Below are 17021 nucleotides of genomic sequence, written 5' to 3' on the forward strand. Positions count from 1 at the left end.
GCCCTGGACGCTCCGCGTCCATGTGACGCAGAGCGTCACCGGGATGCGTTACCACGCAGGAGCGTGGGAACGATCAAACGTCCTTCGCGAGCAAGCTCGCTCCTACACAGAAATTGCTCCATCAAGGGGCGACCGTTTGCTCGCCCTTTTTTTGTCTGCGCTTCCCCTAAGGCTTGCGATCAGCAAGCTCTTCGAGCAGGTCTGATGAAGGAACGAAGAACAAGCCTCTAGTGACCGCCGTGCTGAAATCAAGCAATCGGTCATAGTTGCCCGCCGGTCTTCCGACAAACATATTATCGAGCATCTGCTCAATCGGCTTTGGCGAACGCGCATAACCGATGAAGTTATGTACCAAACTCTCCTGCGTCTCGCGCGACGCCTTCTCTAGAGCCTCAGTGAGAGCACTGGTCTCTTTCTTCAAGGCGCTGACTCGGGTTAAGAAAAGCCTGTTTGTTCAGTCCAGACAGCATGCCCCGGGCACCGGCATCAACGCCGATGGCAGCTTCAGCGGCAATTACATCACTGACGGTACCGCTGATGGTCAGTACGGTGACATGCCGGGTTACGTGACCTGGAACGTTCGCGGTGATTATGACTTCGGCTCGCAGTTGTCGAACCTGAAACTCGGCGCGGGGGTGAAGAACCTCTTCGATCGCCAGTACTTCACCCGCTCGAGCGACAAAAACTCGGGGATCTATGTCGGCGCGCCATGCACGTTCTTTGTGTAGGCCAGCGTAGGGGGCTGATAGCTTTTAAACCTTCAACACTTTCCCGCTGGCCGCAACGGCCAGCAACAGCAACGCAATCAAGCCAAAGGCAATGCTCAAACTGCTGCCATGGGCGATAAAACCGATCAGCGCGGGCCCGGCGAGGATGCCAGCGTAGCCCAGGGTGGTAATGGCCGGCACGGCGATGCTTTCGGGCATGACGTTCTGTTTGCCGACGGCGGTGTACAGCACCGGCACAATGTTCGAACAGCCCGCCCCCACCAACGCATAGCCCATCAATACCGCTTCCCAGGCTGGGGCGAGAGTTGCGAGCAACAGGCCAGTAGCGGCGGTAAGGCCGCCAAACACGATCACTCGCGTGGCGCCGAGCCGGTACACGATGGCGTCGCCGGTCAGACGGCCGGCGGTCATGGTCAGGGCAAACGCGGCATAACCCAAGCCCGCGTAGGCGGCGTCGAGATTGCGCTCGGACGTCAGGAACACCGCGCTCCAGTCGAGCACCGTGCCTTCTGCGAGAAACACGATAAAGCACAGGCTGCCGATAAATAGCACCACGCCATGGGGTACGGCGAAGGCTGGACCTGAGCTTTCGCTGGCATAGGGCAACAGATGCGGCGCAGCCTTGAGCAAAGCGAGCACCAGAAACACGATTACCACCAGCATGGCACCCAACGGCGGTATTCCCAGGCCCAGCAGAGCGCTGACCCCGGCCGCGCCGACGATCCCGCCGAGACTGAACAATCCGTGGAAGCCCGACATCATGGTTTTGCCACTGGCCCGTTCGACGATCACCGCTTGCAGGTTCGCCGTGGAGTCCACCGAACCCAGCCCTGCGCCGAACATGAACAGCGCGGCGATCAACAACGGAGTCGAGGAAACCGTCGCCAACAGCGGGAGAGCCAGGCAGATCAACATCGTCCCGCCGGTCATCACCCGACGGCAACCGAAGCGCGAAGCCAGGATCCCGGCCACCGGCATGGCAATGATCGAGCCGACCCCCAGGCACAGCAGCAACAAGCCGAGTGTTCCTTCATCGAGTCCGGCCCGCGCTTTGGCGTAAGGCACCAGCGGCGCCCAGGCGGCGATGGCGAAACCGGCGATGAAGAAGGCGATACGGGTGGACATTTGCTCCAGGCGCCCGGGGACCACGGGGGCTGGGGTACTGATGGCGGTCATGAAAAATCCTTGGCAATCCGGCGGATAACAATGTGCGGCGCAACATCCTTGCACATCAGGCGGCGTCGGGCGAGGCGCGGACAATCCGTAATGTCAGTCGGTCAAGGAATCTCTGACATTTCCCGTAGCCGCTGGCGATGGCGGCCGCAAGGATCCCGGCCGCCCAACTGATCTTGCAATGTCACCCCTGACTTAACCTCTCAGCCAGAAAATCGACAAACACCCGGATTTTTTGCGAGAGATGGCGGTTGCTCGCGTACAGCGCGTAGATACCGCGTCGGGACATCGAATGTTCCGGCAAGACCCGTTGCAACTGACCGCTTTCCAGCAACGGCAAGGCAATGAACGAGGGCAGGGCGCCGATGCCCAGTCCGGCCGGTAGCATTGCCGATCAAATAAGCGGAAAGTTATTCGTTGTACTACTGGCCTCAAACAAGGAGAGATCTCGATGCAAACGGATAAAAAACACGCGCCAACGCTACAACTGTCGAACCCGCCAGGGCTTTACGATCCGACCGCCAATGGTTATTCCCATGTGGCCCAGGTCGCCGCTGGCGCACGGCTGGTGTTTATCGCCGGGCAGGGCGGCGAGAACGCGCAGAGTCAGTTATCCAGCGACTTCGCCGAACAGGTCCGGCAGGCGCTGGAAAATCTGCAGATCGCCCTGGCGGCGGCCGATGCCGAGGTGTCCGATGTCGCCAAACTGACGGTGCTGATCGTTGATCACAGCCTGGAGCGTCTGGAAATCTTCGGCGAGGAACTGCATCGGGTCTGGGGTTCGTTACCCAAGCCGGCCTGCACCTTGATCCCGGTGCCGAGGCTGGCGCTGGACGACATGTTGTTCGAGATTGAAGCGCTGGCGGCCGTTGCTGTATGACGCAGTTCTATGATGCCCGCGGGAATATCTACGCTGTTGCCTCTCCCGATGCTCTGCGTCAAAGGGGAATCGAGTTGCCTGAGCAGGCCCGCCTGGCCGCTCAAACCCGCGATACCTGGGCGTTGCAGGCAGTGGAAGCCTTTTGCGGCTGGGCACCCCAAGCCATGCCGCCTGGCGCCAAGGCACATCGTTCGGATGGTTTGCTCATCGGTCCGTTTCAGTCCGCACCGCCCTACGACCTGCTGATCGTCAACACTGACGGTAGCCTGGCCGAGCGCAGTGGTAACGGTTTGACGATTTTTGCTCAGGCGTTGACTGAGCAGGGTTTGATGCCGGAGCAGGGGGCGTGCGTGCTCAAGGTTCATCACGACAAGCGTGATGCTGTGTCGCCGGTGGAAACCTCGGTAGAGTCGGCCGGGATTGACGGCATTCGCGGGTTTTGGCTGGACCTGGGCAAACCGGCATTCGGTCCGCAGGCCACAGGTGCTCAAGGCGTTGCGGCGGCTGAATTGAACGGTCGCAGTCTGAACAAGGTGCCGCCGCTTTCCAGGCTGAACCCTCTGTGGGATCACAGCCAGTTCGTGCGCGTCGGCAACCCCCATTGCGTGACCCTGGTATCGCAAGCGGCTGCGCTACCCGGTAATGAGCAGATGCGCGAGCCCGATTTATCTTCAGGCCTGACTCGCATCGCTTTTGCGATGCCGGCCGGTGCTGGCGAGCCATGCCCGGCAGGGGTCAACCTGCAATGGGCAATGCGTGAATCTGAAGGGCGGATCGTCGCCCGGGTGTTCGAACGCGGTGAAGGCCCGACCGCGTCCTCCGGTACCAGTGCCAGCGCAGTGGCTTGTGCTGCCTGGAGCGTGGGTTGGGTGATGGCGGGGGAGGTCTCGGTGGTCATGCCGGGCGGCACGGCGCCGATCTTTCTGGAGGAAAAGGACGGCGAGTTGAGTCGCGTCAGATTGTTCGGGACAGCGAGGATCATCCCTTAGAGCAACGGAGCCGGACTGACGCCATCGCGAGCAAGCCCGCTCCCACATTAGATCTTCAGCGAACACTTAATTTGTGAACGACTGCGATCCAGTGTGGGAGCGGGCTTGCTCGCGATGGCGTCAGTCCGGCGAGCGAGTCTCTAAAGGCAATCAGCTGTAGCTCGAATCCCCAACCCATTCCACCTGTGGCATCTGCCTTTTCATCAACACTTCCCCACCTCGAATCGAATACAACGCCAGCCCCTGGCTGCGGATCATTTCGTAGTCGCTGTCGGCTGACAGAATCAGCAGATTGGCCGGGCGACCTGGTTCCAGTCCATAACGATCACCCAAAGCCATGGCTTTGGCGCTGTTGTCGGTGACCAGGTCCAAGGCACTTTGCAGGTTGCGATAACCGAGCATGTGGCAGATGTGCAGACCGGCTTCGAGCACCCGCAGGATGTTGCCGTTACCCAACGGGTACCAGGGATCGACGATGGAGTCCTGGCCGAAACAGACATTCATTCCGGCTTCAAGCAACTCGTTGACGCGGGTTACACCGCGGCGTTTCGGGAAGTTATCGAAGCGTCCTTGCAGGTGAATGCTTTCGGTCGGGCAGGAGACGAAGCTGATCCCGGAATGCCCAAGCAGGCGAAACAGTTTGGCGCAGTAGGCGTTGTCGTAGGAACCCATGGCGGTGGTGTGGCTGGCCGTGACCCGGGCGCCCATGTCGCGGCTGCGGGCCTCTTCGGCGAGCACTTCGAGGAAGCGCGAATGCGGGTCGTCGGTTTCGTCGCAATGCACGTCTACCAGGCAGCCGGTGCGTTCTGCCAGGTCCATCAGGTATTTGATCGAACTCACCCCTTGATCGCGGGTGTACTCAAAATGCGGTATGCCACCAATCACATCGGCGCCCAGGAGAATGGCTTCTTCCATCAGCTCCCGTCCATTGCGGTAAGACTCGATGCCTTCCTGGGGGAACGCGACGATCTGCAGGTCGATCAGGTGGCGACTTTCTTCGCGTATTTCGAGCATTGCTTTGAGCGCGGTCAAGCTGGGGTCGGTGACGTCGACATGGGTGCGCACATGCTGGATGCCGTGGGCGGCGAGGGCGCGAATGGTCTTGCTGGCGCGGGTCCTGGTGTCTTCCTGGGTGATGGTCGCCTTGCGTTCGCCCCAGCATTCAATGCCTTCGAACAGGGTACCGCTCATGTTCCAGCGCGGCTCGCCGGCGGTGAGGGTGGCGTCCAGGTGAATGTGCGGTTCGACGAAGGGCGGTACTACCAGATTGCCACCGGCATCCAGGTCTTCAGGGCCCAGTGTCGGCGCTTCGGTTTGCCGGGCGATGCTGACGATCAGGCCGTTTTCCAGGTGCAGTTCATGCAGACCTTCGCGGTTGCGCAGGCGGGCGTTGATGATATGCATCGCGACAGTCCTTTTATTCACTCTTGGGTACGCACCGCATAAGCAGTCAGGTGCGGGTAACGATCACGATAGCGGAAAAAGACGTCCACCATTTGCGCTCAACCCAACGATTTAGTCATGTGATGGACGGTATGGAGCCAATACCTTTTAACCGAGGAACCGGCCTTGACTGTAACGGTCCAAAAACCGAAGTGACAGGCATAAAAAAACCACCGGGCCCGGTGGTTTTTTTGATCGCCGGCTTATTCGCCGTGATAGATGCAGCCACTGGTGCAGGTTTCATGGATGCGGATCGCGCTGAGCTCCGGCAGCAGGGGCTTCAACTCGTTCCAGATCCATTTGGCCAGGACCTCGCTGGTTGGATTTTCCAGGCCAGGAATGTCATTCAAATAGTTGTGATCGAGGCGCTCGTAGAGCGGCTTGAAGATCGCCTTGATTTCCGAGAAGTCGCGAATCCAGCCGGTGTTCGGATCGAGATCCCCGCTCAGGTGAATCGCCACCTTGAACGAGTGACCGTGCAGGCGTCCGCATTTGTGGCCTTCCGGGACGTGGGGCAGGCGGTGGGCGGATTCGAAGGTAAATTCTTTGAAGATTTCCACAGTGGTTTGAGCTCTGTCAGGTGGCTATCGCCCGCGGCGATGAAAGCAGGTGACGAGTTTAACAGCTTGGGTTTGTCTATGCGGGAAAACACTGACTAAAGGGTCAACAAGTTCTCCCCCAGCCGACCGTTCGCGGCCAATTCAAGGAACTCATCACCGAGCCGGCGGCTTTCGTCCATGGCTGTGCGCCAATAGTTTTGTCGGCTGAGGTCATCGCCGATGAAACGCTTGAAGTCGTTGCGATCCGGTAGTTTGCCATAGGGCAGGCGGGCCAGGTAATCCTTGGAGGGCGCTAGCAGCAAGACGTCCTGCAACCGCTGCGGGTTACCGCGGCGCCACGGCAGGGGCTTGTCGAACCAGCCGGGAATCACCCGGTTGGTGAAGTGTGGATAGAGCACGATGTCATCGCCGCTGTAGGGCAGGTCGAGGTGGTAATCGAGCAGGCCGCCGTCGCGATAGGTGCCGACACCCGCGCCGGGCAAGTCGCGCACGCCTTCCATGATCATCGGGATCGAGCCCGAGGCCAGCAAGGCCTGGCGCAGGTTGGTAGCGTCCAGAGGCACAAAGCGCGAAGGGAAGTCGTTGAGGGCATTGAGCGGCGGCGCCAGGCGCGGATCATGCAGGATCAGTCGTTCGAAATGCCGGGACAGGCGTGAGCGCCCGCGCAGGTTGTCGGCGATCACCGACGACAGGCCAAGACCCAACCGCGCGCGATGATCATCGGCCAGCAGACCGTGACTTTTCACCACGACGATGTTCAGTCGGTAGTCAGGATTGTTGAGGATCGAGGCGTCGCGACCGTCGAGCAGGTCGTGCAGCATGCGCTGCGAACGCAGGCTGATTTGCGCCATGGTCACGCCTTTGCCGAAACTTTGCTCGTTGTAGAGCTGACCGAGGCGTCTGATCCCTTCGGCGGGGTCCGGCAAGCAGGCACTGGCGAAGCGCCAGGAACCGACAGAGGCGCCAATCAACGAGCGCTCCCGCGGGGCCGCCGGCAGCCATTCACCAAACAACGCCAGATCCAGACCCTGAATACCCAAGGCTTTCGGCCCACCGGCGGCGCCCGGAAGCGTACCGACGTCGGCGGCGCTCAAGCCGTTTTCACGGATCCGCGTGAAAGCGCGTTTTCCGGCTTTGAGGGTCAGGGCGGGGAACTTGATGTGGATAGCGGTCATACCGACCTCATGTCTGGCGATCGGCGATTGTAGAAGATTTTACCGTCGGTGCGCGGTTTCCAGGACGGCAATGAAGGCAATTCAGTTTCCGTTAAGTTGATGTGGTTATCGTGGGGCCTATAGGTTTACGTCTATTCAGGTTGAACTGCGCGATGTCCAGGGTGTTGAGTGGGACCTGGAGTTGGACGCCGTCTGCGAGCAGGTTCTCAAGAATCATCAGGATACGTAATGAAGGTAAATCTGCGCGCCGGCAGCCAAATGGCGCTGGCGCTACTGGCTTTTTGCTCGGTGGCAGTGGCCCTTGATCTTGATCAGGACCAAGCCCTGCGCCTGCGTCAGCAAGGGGTGATCGCACCGCTTGAGCAACTGCTGGGGCCGGCTCTGCAACGCTACCCCGGAGCCAGATTGCTGGAAGCCGAGTTCGAGGAGCATAAAGACGAACGCGCGCTATATCTATGACATCGAGCTGCTGACCGTCGAGGGCGTGGTGCATGAAATCGAACTCGACGCCAACACCGGTGAGCTGCTCAAAGACAAGGAAGATGATTGATGCGCCTGCTTTTGGTGGAGGACCACGTCCCGCTGGCCGACGAGTTGATGGCCGGGCTCAATCGCCAGGGCTATGCCGTCGACTGGCTGGCCGACGGCCGTGATGCGGTGTATCAGGCCAGCAGCGAACCCTATGACTTGATTATTCTCGACCTGGGGTTGCCAGGCTTACCCGGGTTTGAGGTGCTGACCCAGTGGCGCGCCAGCGTTCACAACTGGACGCCCAAGTGCCGGTTGAGCTGGAACCGCTGGTGGCGCAGATCAACCATCTGCTCGCGCATACCGAAGACAGCCTCTAGCGTTCACGCAATGCCTGCAAATGGGCGGATGCCGAGGTGAAACTGAGCATCGTCGAGACGGCCGAGGGCTTTCGCCTGGTGGTGGAGGATGACGGGCCGGGGATTCCCGAGCAGAACCGCAATCAGGTGTTGAGCCGCGGTGCGCGGCTGGATGAACAGACCGATGGCCATGGCCTGGGGTTGGGCATCGTGCGTGATATCGTCGAGGCGAGGGGCGGGGTATTGCAGTTGCAGGGTAGTGAGCCGGGCGGGTTGAAGGTGGTGATTGAGTTGGCTGGGTGTTAATCGATCGTTCCCACGCTCCCGCGTGGTAACGCTGCCATGGACGCTCTGCGTCCGCTGTGGATGTGACGCGGAGCGTCACGGGATGCATTCCCACGCGGAGCGTGGGAACGATCAACACCGCCAACCGCTGATCAAACCCTGAATTGATCCATCAAGCTCTGCTGCTGGTTAGCCAGACTGTTCAGCGACTGGCTGACCCGCGCCGACTCGTTGGCTTGCCCCGACAGAGACTCAGTCACGTCACGAATGGTCGCCACGTTACTGTTGATCTCTTCGGCCACGGCGCTTTGCTCTTCGGCAGCGCTGGCAATCTGCAGGTTCATGTCAGTGATCACGGTCACGGCATCACCGATCTGACGCAGGGCCGTGACTGCCTGGCTGACTTGCTCGACACTGCCTTGAGCCTGACGATGGCTGTTGCTCATAGAGCCGACAACGTCCCGAGTACCGCTTTGCAGCTGTTCGATCACCTGGCGGGTTTCCTCTACGGACTCCTGAGTGCGGCGGGCCAGGTTGCGTACTTCGTCGGCGACCACGGCGAATCCACGTCCGGCTTCACCTGCGCGAGCGGCTTCAATGGCGGCGTTGAGTGCCAGCAGGTTGGTCTGCTCGGCGATGGCGCGAATGACTTCCAGCACCGAACCGATTTTCTCGCTGTTGGCGGCCAGGCCTTCGACCTGGGTCATCGCCGTGCTCATGTCCGCGGCGAGGTTGTCGATGCTGGAGGTGGTGCGGTCGATCACGGTCAAACCCTGACGGGTCGCCTGATCGGCGTCGCGAGCGGCCTGGGCCGCTTGCGCGGCGCTACGGGCGACGTCCTGCGCGGTGGCGCTCATTTCGTGGGAGGCGGTGGCCACCTGGTCAACCTGACGGTATTGCTGCTCCATGCCGGCGCTGGTCTGGGTGGCGATGGCGGCTGATTGGTCGGCGGTGCTGCGGGCGTCCTGCACCGAGCGTTTCACATCGGCGATGATCGGTTGCAGCTTATCGAGGAAGCGGTTGAACCAGCCGGCCAGCTGACCCAGTTCGTCCTGCTTGTCGTATGCCAGGCGTCGGGTCAGATCACCTTCACCGCTGGCAATGTCTTCGAGCATGTGCGCCACGCCGAGGATTGGTTTTGTCACGCTGCGGGCCATCAACCAGACCAGCAACAGGCCGATGACTGCCGCCAACAGGCCCAGACTCAGTTCGATCAGGGTGCCGGCGGTGCTGCGTTGGTCGAGTTCTTTCTTCAGGGTTTCAGCCGGGCCGACCAGGACCTTTTCCGGCACGTCGAGCAGCACGCCCCACGACTTGCCGCCAGGAATCGGCGAAAACGGTGAGAGCACCTTGAGCTCTTGATCGCTGCGCAGACTCTGGGTCCGGTTGCCGCTGGAGAGCATGCGGACCAGCTCGGCGCCGCTGGCCTTGTCGACCATGTCCAGACGCTGGCTCAGTTTTCCGGCGTCCGCGCTGTAGCCGGCCAGCAGGCCGACCGGGCTGATGATGCTGACGCTGGTCTGGCCGTCATAGAGTTTCTTGCTCGCTTGCTGGCTGACCGCTTGCAGGCTGTTGAGGTTGATGTCGACGGACAGCGAGGCGATGACTTTACCGTCGACCATCAGCGGGAAGACGATGCTGGTCATCAGCACGTTCTGGCCGTCGATCATGTAGAAGTAGGGCTCGATCACGCAAGGCTTGAGTGTGGTGCGTGGGCAGGTGAACCAGGCATTGGCCGGTTCGCCGCTGGGGCCGGTGCTGGTGTCGGCAATGTCGCTTTCCGGAAGCGACATTGAGGTCAGCTTGCCCGGTGTCGGTTGCGACCAGTACAGGGAAAAGCGGCCCTTTTCGTTGCTGCCGATTTCTTTCTGGCCGGCAAACAACTCATCCTTGCCGTCCAGCGCATTGGCTTCAAACACCAGCGACAGACCGAGTAGTTCCGGGTTGGCTTGCAACGCCGACTTGACCTGACGGGTCAGGTCTTCACGAAGGTCGAAGGCATCGAGGAAACGCTTCTCGGCTTGTTCGCGCAGGAACAGTACCTGGCGGGAGAAGCCGTGACCGTATTGGTAGGCGTCCATGAATTGCTGGCGAATGCCCAGCGCCTGGACTTCGCCCTTAGCCTCGATACGTGCCTGAGCCGCTTCGTTGAGCATCTCCATGCTCGAGGCTTTGACCAGCTCGGAATTGTGCTCCATGCGATAAAGCGAAAGCCCTACCAGCAACGTGACAATGCCGAGCAGGCAGAGTCCGGCCAGAAGGGTAATTTTCCATTGAATGGAAAGCTGTCTGATCGACATGGAGACGTCCTTGATTGGATAGAACATGAGAGTCTTCGCACTGTAGCGGCGGCACTTTTTGTTTCTTTATCCATTCATTTAAAGAAGTGCTGCTGAAACGTTTTAGACAAGTAAATAGTTTTAATTTTTTATTGTGCTCATTGAATGCAAGCGACAAATCGTCGTTTAAGGACAGCCAGGCGACCTTTGGTCTGTGTTTGCGGGACGACCCCTCAACTTTTGATCCGGCGTGCCGTTAAAGGCTTAACCACGCCAATAAAATCAAGAGTGAATGCCATGCGCCTAAGCCTGAAGGCCAAAGTTTTATCCCTCGCGGTACTCCCGGTCTTACTGTTTGCGCTGGTTATCAGTCTGACTACGGTGTTCATTCTGCAAGAACAGGCCAGCAAAGAAGTCGACGAAACCCGTCAGCGCCTGCTGACCGATGCCAAGGCGACGCTGCAAAGTTATGTGGCGGTGGCGATGAGCGCGATCAAGCCGTTGTACGACGCGGCGGCACCGGGTGATGACGCGGCCCGGGCGCAAGTGGTCAAGCTGCTGTCGAGCATCAGCTATGGCAAGGATGGCTACTTCTTCGGTTACGACTCGCAAACGGTGCGCCTGTTCAAGAGCAACAGCCCGGACGGCGTGGGTCAGAGCTTCAAGGACAACCGCGATCCGAATGGCGTGTATGTCAACCGTGACCTGGTGAAAGTCGCCAAGGACGGTACTCACTACCTGCAATACAGCTCGCCGTTGCCGAGCGACCCGAAAGTTCTGGTACCCAAGCTCGGCTACACCGAATACCTGCCCAAGTGGGACATGGCCATCGGTACTTCAGTCAACCTGGACGGGATCGAGGCCCAGGTCGCAGTGGTCGAGGCCAAGGTTCATGAGCGCATGCAAGGCGTGGTGCTGAGCATCGTCGGCATCGCCGTCGTGGTGCTGCTGGTGATTGCGGTGGTAGGCATGTTCGTCGCCAACACCATTTTGCGTCCGCTGCACTTGATGAAAGCCAACCTGGACGATATCGCCGCAGGTGAGGGCGACCTGACTCGTCGTCTGGCGATTACCAGCCAGGATGAGCTGGGCGACTTGGCCGGCTCGTTCAATCGCTTCGTTGACAAGATCCACGGCCTGGTGCGACAAATCACCGAAATGACCTCGCAGTTGACCGGTCTGGTGACACAGGTTTCCGATCAGGCTCAGCGTTCGGAGCAGGCCATGGAACGCCAGCGTCACGAGACGGATCAGGTGGCAACGGCGATCAACGAGATGTCCTCGGCGGCTCAGGAAGTCGCGAGAAGCGCCCAGGGCGCCGCGGTTGCTGCGCAGCAGACCGATGAAGAGGGGCAGGCCGCCAAGCGCGTGGTGGATGGCAGCATCAAACAGATCCACGCGTTGGTCAGCGATATCCGCAGCAGCGGCACGTCCCTTGATAGCCTGCAAAAAGATGTGTTGTCTATTGTCAGTGTGCTGAGCGTTATTCGTTCGATTGCCGATCAGACCAACTTGCTGGCACTCAACGCGGCCATCGAAGCGGCCCGCGCCGGTGAGGCCGGGCGTGGTTTTGCGGTGGTGGCCGATGAAGTGCGGGCGCTGGCTAGCCGCACCCAGCAAAGTACCCAGGAAATCCAGGGCATGATCGACCGCCTGCAACAGGGCACTCAATCAGCGGTAGAAGCCATGCGCCGTTCCAGCGATGCCGGTGACGGTACTTCGGCCCAGGCCAACGAGGCCGGTGCTTCGCTGGACACCATGGCCCAGTTGATCGGCACCATCAACTCGATGAACGCGCAGATCGCCAGCGCCGCCGAAGAGCAAACGGCGGTGGCCGAAGAGATCAATCGCAGCGTGCACCAGATCGCCGTGGCGGTGGACAACGTGGCCGACGAAACCCAACTCGGTGCACAGACCTCTCGCAGTCTGGCCGAGCTTGGCCAGCGCTTGGGCAAGTTGGTGGGGCAATTCCGCATCTGAGTCCTGATCGCTCCCACGCTCTGCGTGGGAGCGATCAACGCTCAGCTGGCGCACTCACTCGCACATCCCGCATCAACAACCCAAAGCGTAAATCCACCTGATCCGGGATCGGCAAATACACCGTGTGCCCGTCTCCCGGCGCAACCTCAATGGGTTCTCCTTTGACGTTGTACAACTGATGCAAATCGAAATGAAAGTTACCTTTGGGGGTCATCAACTCCAGGTGGTCGCCGAGCAGGAAGCGGTTCTTCACGCGGACTTCGGCCAGTCGATCACGTCGCTTGCCGGTCAGCTCACCGACGAACTGCTGACGCTCGGACACCGAGCTGCCGTTCTGGTAGTTCTGATATTCGTCATGCACATGCCGGCGTAGAAAGCCTTCGGTGTACCCGCGTTGTGCCAGGGAGTCGAGATCGGTCATCAGGCTGCGGTCGAATTCCCGGCCGGCAACGGCGTCATCGATCGCCCGGCGATAGACCTGAGTGGTCCGTGCGCAGTAAAAATGCGATTTGGTCCGGCCCTCGATTTTCAGCGAGTGCACACCCATCCTGGTCAAGCGTTCGACGTGCTGCACCGCGCGCAGGTCCTTGGCGTTCATGATGTAGGTGCCGTGCTCGTCCTCGAATGCTGGCATCAGCTCTTCGGGGCGATTGGTTTCCTGCAACACAAATACCTGATCGGTCGGTGCGCCGAGGCCCAGCGTTGGCTGGGCCGGTTCGGGTTGAAACGCTTTGACGATATCGCCCAATTGATTCTCTACCGCTGGTTGTGCCTTGTACTGCCAGCGGCAGGCGTTGGTGCAACTGCCCTGATTGGCATCGCGCTTGTTCAGGTAACCCGACAACAGGCAACGACCGGAATAGGCCATGCACAGCGCGCCATGAACGAACACTTCCAGCTCCATGCCTGGGACCTGCAGGCGAATCTCGGCGATTTCCTCAAGGGACAGTTCGCGGGACAGGATGATCCGGCTCAAGCCTTGTTGCTGCCAGAACTCGACACTGGCCCAGTTCACCGTGTTGGCCTGAACTGACAGGTGAATCGGCATCTGCGGGAAATGCTTGCGCACCAACATGATCAAGCCGGGGTCGGACATGATCAGCGCATCCGGCGCCATGGCGATCACCGGTTCCAGATCGTTGAGAAAGGTACGCAACTTGGCGTTATGCGGGGCGATATTCACCACCACATAGAAACGCTTGCCCTGGGCCCGGGCTTCACGAATGCCGGTGGCCAGGTTGGCGTGGTCGAATTCGTTATTGCGCACCCGCAGGCTGTAGCGTGGCTGCCCGGCGTACACCGCATCGGCACCGTAGGCGAAGGCATAACGCATGTTTTTCAGGGAGCCGGCAGGGGCGAGGAGTTCCGGAGTGGCAAGGGGCATGGTCGTGTCGATCGCAAAAGGCCGGGAGGGTAATCGAGTCGCGTCCGGGATTTATTGATCTGGATCTATGCGCCATGAACAAAGATGGCACTGCGGCGCGCCATTGCGGATGACGCATCAAGGGGAGGCTGTCAGTGCTGTTGCCAGCGGTGGGGGCGGGGATCGTCCGGGCGCCAGTGGCAGTGTACTTTTTGCCTAGGCGTGCAAACCATGGGAACCCATTCTTTGCGACAGCGCCTGAGCGGCCGGGAGTGAAGTGAGCGGACCGCTGATCGGCACGCCGTCCTGCACCAGATACCAACAGGCGAGCAGTCCCAGCTCTCTGAGCGGTGCGGGAACGGCGCTGCCGATAACGGACATGATATGAACCTTGGGCATAAGTACCTCCATCAATCTATGGGGGCTACCTTACGGACCTGCCGGCTCAACGAAAAATCATCGCGCTCGATAGTGGACATCGACGCAGGCGAAATTCAACGCGACCCTGGTGTCAGTCGACGACCTGATCGAGCATGTTCACCACTTCCTGATCATTCAACAGGCCTTTTCGCACCAGGTTCTCGGCCAGTAAAGACAGGAACTTGGCACTTCGATGGCCTTCCAGGTGTTTCAGTTCGGTCAGCGCACTGTAGACCTTGCTCGATGTGCAGAGGCCGGCAGTGCGGTGGGGATTCTGAGTCGGCATTGTGGGTCGTCCTTGTTTTTATGGGCCTGCTTATATGGACAAGTCAGATCTTGCTGAGGTGTCATGACATAAATATGACAGTCGTTGCATCGAGGTGCGAAGGCGACAGTCGGATCTATCATGCCAAATTCAGCCGTAGCCACTGTCTCAGCAGCGACCCTGGCAGGATCTATTCAGACGTTGTTCAGGTTCTACAATGCATCAGGCCCCGTTTTGAGGCGGGGCCTGATGCATTCACAGCGTGATAACTACCAACGTGGTGGACCGTAATAACCGCGCGGTGGGCCGTAGTAGCCAGGTGGCGGGCCGTAGTAAACCGGTGCCGGCTGCACATAAACCGGTTGCGACTGGTAATAGACAGGCGGTGGAGCCTGGACATAAACCGGCTGAGGTTGCACGTACACCGGTTGCTCAACATAGACCGGGCGATCGTGACTGGTGATTACCGAGCCCACTACCGCAGCGCCGACAACAGCGCCAAACAGGGCCGGACCACCCCAACCCCAACCACCACCACGGTGATCGTGGGCAGACGCCTGTCCGGTGACAGCGAGTGCACCGATGAGCAAGGCTATTGTGGGGATTTTACGAATCATGGCTATTCCTCGGGTTCCAGCCCCTGCGCTTGTGGTCTGCAATAGACCCACAGTTTGTCGCGGGGATACTTCTAAGACAGCATTTTTTGAAAAAACTGCGAAGCCGTTCAGTAAATATTGTGTAAGGTCTGTACCGGTTTCTTTACCTTGATTTGATACACAATCAGGTACTTGAACCTTACAGGACTATGATCGAACAGAATCGGTGGGCTGGCTAATCCCGTCCATCTGAAAGTTCTATTTGAAGGAGATAAACATGCTGATGAACCCGAACAAAGACACCCAACTGTGTATGTCATTGTCTGGGCGACCCGGGAATTTCGGCCTGCGTTTTCATAATCATCTGTATGAGCAACTGGGCCTTAACTTCTATTACAAGGCTTTCAGCAGCAACGATCTGCCTGGTGCAGTCGGCGGAATTCGTGCTCTGGGCATCCGTGGCTGCGGGGTTTCGATGCCGTTCAAGGAAGCCTGCATCGCGCTGGTCGATGAACTGGATGATTCGGCCAAGGCCATCCAGTCCATAAACACCATCGTCAACACCAATGGCCATCTAAAGGCCTATAACACCGATTACATCGCCATCGAGCAACTGCTGAACAAGCATGAAGTGCCGCAAAGTTCGACCTTTGCGCTGCGCGGCAGCGGTGGCATGGCCAAGGCAGTGGCCAGCGCCTTGCGCGATGGCGGTTACAAAAACGGTTTAATTGTGGCCCGTAACGAAGTGGCCGGTCGCGCCCTGGCGAGTTCCCTGGGCTACCAATGGCTGGCTGAGCTGGGTGACCAACGGCCACAGATGCTGATCAACGTCACGCCGATTGGTATGGCCGGTGGGCCGCAAGTCGATCAGTTGGCGTTCGAAGCGGATGCCATCGACGCCGCGCAAACAGTCTTTGATGTGGTGGCAATTCCGTCGCAAACACCGCTGATCCTGCGTGGCCAGGCCAAAGGCAAGCGGGTGATCACCGGGCTGGAGGTGATCGCCATTCAGGCTCTGGAGCAGTTCGTGTTGTACACCGGCGTGCGCCCCACTGAGGAGCAGTTCCAGAAGGCGGTCGCCTTCGCACGGGGCTGATTAGCTGTCTCGGGAACGACGCTCCCCCCGTAGCAGTTGCCGAAGGCTACGTCCGGCCGCGCAGCGGTCGTAATAGGGGCAATCGCGTCTTTGCAGGAAGACCGAGGTAGCCGGATTTACGACCGCTGCGCGGCCGGACGTAGCCTGGCGGCAACTGCTACGACGGTTTGCGTGCTCTCCAGGCCGAACAAGGCAAGCCCGCGAAAGCGTCGACAGGGCGCTATTCCAGCCGTGCCAAACGTTCTTCCAGTGCCGCGATCCGTGCTTCCAGTTCTTCGATGCGCTCCACCGACACGCCGCTGCTGGCGCCACGCTCAACCGGGTTTTGGCGCGCAGCCAGAATCGCTTCGATATCGGCCGGGTCGCCCAGCGCATGCATGTAGCGGTCTTCGCGTTGTCCGGACTGACGGGGCAGCAGCAACGCCAGGCCTCGGGCAATCAGCCGTTCCAACTGATGCACGACCTGTTCGTTGTCTTCGAAATCATGCATGCGGGTGCTGCGGGTCAGCAGTTCATTGACGGTCTGCGGGCCGCGCAGGAACAGCAGGCCAGCGAGAATCACCTGGGCGGGAACCAGCTCCAGTGCCTTGTCCAGCCGATGCTCCCAACGATCGGCGCGGCTGCCCATGACCAATCGAGTGAAACCCCGTCCTTCAAGGACGCGAAGGCTCTGGCCGACCTGACCCAGACTGAGGTTCATCACCGGTTCGCGGCTGGTTTTCTGATTGCAGGCGATAACCAGTGCATTGAGTGTCAGCGGATAGGTTTCCGGGCTGGTGGCCTGTTTCTCGATCAAAGAACCGAGAATACGGAGTTCAGTGCTGTTGAGCCGCAGTTCGTCGATGGGGGTATCGTGCTCGGTGTTCATCGCGCTTTCCCTATGCTGTCGAAGGCGACTAGCCTAATCCTTGCAGAATAAAAGACAAGCCGCCAGAGCGCCCAAGCATGTCTATAATCGCGTC

The 17021-nt window shown here is 59.6% G+C and carries 15 protein-coding genes and 8 pseudogenes; 10 read left to right on the forward strand and 13 right to left on the reverse strand.

The window, feature by feature from the left end; genetic code table 11:
• The coding region (locus tag AC07VR_RS27725) for a hypothetical protein (protein WP_495013158.1) at positions 1-205 on the forward strand (205 nt) is incomplete at its 5' end.
• On the opposite strand, the pseudogene AC07VR_RS27730 reads toward AC07VR_RS27725, so the two are convergent.
• Positions 167-365 (reverse strand): annotated as a pseudogene (locus AC07VR_RS27730) (Dyp-type peroxidase); the annotation flags it as partial. The gene AC07VR_RS27725 and the pseudogene AC07VR_RS27730 sit on opposite strands and share 39 nt — an antisense overlap.
• An 84-nt stretch (positions 366-449) precedes the next feature.
• Here AC07VR_RS27730 and AC07VR_RS27735 point away from each other — a divergent pair.
• Positions 450-728 (forward strand): annotated as a pseudogene (locus AC07VR_RS27735) (TonB-dependent siderophore receptor); the annotation flags it as partial.
• A gap of 24 nt (positions 729-752) precedes the next feature.
• Here AC07VR_RS27735 and AC07VR_RS27740 read toward each other — a convergent pair.
• Both AC07VR_RS27740 and AC07VR_RS27745 read right to left on the reverse strand, forming a co-directional pair.
• Positions 753-1904, reverse strand: coding sequence for an MFS transporter (locus tag AC07VR_RS27740; protein WP_495013159.1), 1152 nt, complete (start codon positions 1902-1904; stop codon positions 753-755).
• A gap of 181 nt (positions 1905-2085) precedes the next feature.
• Positions 2086-2295: pseudogene (locus AC07VR_RS27745) on the reverse strand (LysR substrate-binding domain-containing protein); the annotation flags it as partial.
• A gap of 57 nt (positions 2296-2352) precedes the next feature.
• On the opposite strand from AC07VR_RS27745, the gene AC07VR_RS27750 reads away from it, so the two are divergent.
• Complete coding sequence (locus AC07VR_RS27750) at positions 2353-2781, forward strand: RidA family protein (protein ID WP_495013160.1); 429 nt, start codon at positions 2353-2355, stop codon at positions 2779-2781.
• A complete protein-coding gene (locus AC07VR_RS27755; protein ID WP_495013161.1) occupies positions 2778-3770 on the forward strand; it encodes a diaminopimelate epimerase in 993 nt (330 codons plus the stop codon). The genes AC07VR_RS27750 and AC07VR_RS27755 overlap by 4 nt, the downstream gene beginning before the upstream one ends.
• A 150-nt stretch (positions 3771-3920) precedes the next feature.
• On the opposite strand, the gene codA is transcribed toward AC07VR_RS27755, so the two are convergent.
• The 3 genes from codA to AC07VR_RS27770 form a co-directional block, all read right to left on the reverse strand.
• Positions 3921-5174, reverse strand: coding sequence for a cytosine deaminase (gene codA, locus AC07VR_RS27760; protein ID WP_494994138.1), 1254 nt, complete (start codon positions 5172-5174; stop codon positions 3921-3923).
• Between the two features lie 242 nt (positions 5175-5416).
• The gene (queD, locus tag AC07VR_RS27765; RefSeq protein ID WP_489072189.1) at positions 5417-5773 is read right to left on the reverse strand and encodes a 6-carboxytetrahydropterin synthase QueD; all 357 of its coding nucleotides are present in this window, start codon (positions 5771-5773) and stop codon (positions 5417-5419) included.
• A 95-nt stretch (positions 5774-5868) separates the two neighbouring features.
• Positions 5869-6948, reverse strand: a complete 1080-nt coding sequence (locus AC07VR_RS27770) for a patatin-like phospholipase family protein (protein ID WP_495013162.1) — start codon at positions 6946-6948, stop codon at positions 5869-5871.
• A 136-nt stretch (positions 6949-7084) separates the two neighbouring features.
• Here AC07VR_RS27770 and AC07VR_RS27775 point away from each other — a divergent pair.
• The 4 pseudogenes from AC07VR_RS27775 to AC07VR_RS27790 form a co-directional block, all read left to right on the forward strand.
• Positions 7085-7177 (forward strand): annotated as a pseudogene (locus AC07VR_RS27775) (PepSY domain-containing protein); the annotation flags it as partial.
• A pseudogene (locus AC07VR_RS27780) lies at positions 7177-7498 on the forward strand (PepSY domain-containing protein). The pseudogenes AC07VR_RS27775 and AC07VR_RS27780, both read left to right, overlap by 1 nt.
• Positions 7498-7698: pseudogene (locus AC07VR_RS27785) on the forward strand (response regulator); the annotation flags it as partial. The pseudogenes AC07VR_RS27780 and AC07VR_RS27785, both read left to right, overlap by 1 nt.
• A gap of 2 nt (positions 7699-7700) precedes the next feature.
• Positions 7701-8081: pseudogene (locus AC07VR_RS27790) on the forward strand (ATP-binding protein); the annotation flags it as partial.
• Between the two features lie 131 nt (positions 8082-8212).
• Here AC07VR_RS27790 and AC07VR_RS27795 read toward each other — a convergent pair.
• Both AC07VR_RS27795 and AC07VR_RS27800 read right to left on the reverse strand, forming a co-directional pair.
• Positions 8213-8968, reverse strand: coding sequence for a methyl-accepting chemotaxis protein (locus tag AC07VR_RS27795; RefSeq protein WP_495013205.1), 756 nt, complete (start codon positions 8966-8968; stop codon positions 8213-8215).
• Between the two features lie 102 nt (positions 8969-9070).
• Positions 9071-10387, reverse strand: a pseudogene (locus AC07VR_RS27800) (cache domain-containing protein); the annotation flags it as partial.
• Between the two features lie 249 nt (positions 10388-10636).
• Here AC07VR_RS27800 and ctpM point away from each other — a divergent pair.
• Positions 10637-12319 carry a methyl-accepting chemotaxis protein CtpM gene (ctpM, locus tag AC07VR_RS27805; protein ID WP_495013163.1) on the forward strand — a complete coding sequence of 561 codons (1683 nt, stop codon included), beginning with the start codon at positions 10637-10639 and terminating at the stop codon, positions 12317-12319.
• Between the two features lie 34 nt (positions 12320-12353).
• Here ctpM and trhP read toward each other — a convergent pair whose 3' ends face one another.
• From trhP to AC07VR_RS27825, 4 genes are all read right to left on the reverse strand, one after another.
• Positions 12354-13703, reverse strand: a complete 1350-nt coding sequence (gene trhP, locus AC07VR_RS27810) for a prephenate-dependent tRNA uridine(34) hydroxylase TrhP (protein WP_495013164.1) — start codon at positions 13701-13703, stop codon at positions 12354-12356.
• A gap of 195 nt (positions 13704-13898) precedes the next feature.
• Positions 13899-14081, reverse strand: coding sequence for a hypothetical protein (locus AC07VR_RS27815; protein WP_494994126.1), 183 nt, complete (start codon positions 14079-14081; stop codon positions 13899-13901).
• Positions 14082-14193: 112 nt separating this feature from the next.
• Positions 14194-14388 carry a hypothetical protein gene (locus tag AC07VR_RS27820; protein ID WP_419117255.1) on the reverse strand — a complete coding sequence of 65 codons (195 nt, stop codon included), beginning with the start codon at positions 14386-14388 and terminating at the stop codon, positions 14194-14196.
• Between the two features lie 248 nt (positions 14389-14636).
• Positions 14637-14984 (reverse strand): hypothetical protein, encoded by a 348-nt coding sequence (locus AC07VR_RS27825; RefSeq protein WP_495013165.1) that lies wholly within the window; start codon positions 14982-14984, stop codon positions 14637-14639.
• Between the two features lie 256 nt (positions 14985-15240).
• On the opposite strand from AC07VR_RS27825, the gene AC07VR_RS27830 reads away from it, so the two are divergent.
• Positions 15241-16059, forward strand: coding sequence for a shikimate 5-dehydrogenase (locus AC07VR_RS27830; RefSeq protein WP_495013166.1), 819 nt, complete (start codon positions 15241-15243; stop codon positions 16057-16059).
• Positions 16060-16279: 220 nt separating this feature from the next.
• Here the strand turns inward: AC07VR_RS27830 and AC07VR_RS27835 are convergent, their stop codons facing one another.
• On the reverse strand, positions 16280-16927 hold the full coding sequence (locus AC07VR_RS27835) for a YceH family protein (RefSeq protein ID WP_494994122.1): 648 nt from the start codon (positions 16925-16927) through the stop codon (positions 16280-16282).
• Positions 16928-17021: the final 94 nt, after the last annotated feature.

The sequence above is a fragment of the Pseudomonas sp. GW821-FHT02H09 genome (genome assembly GCF_059421425.1).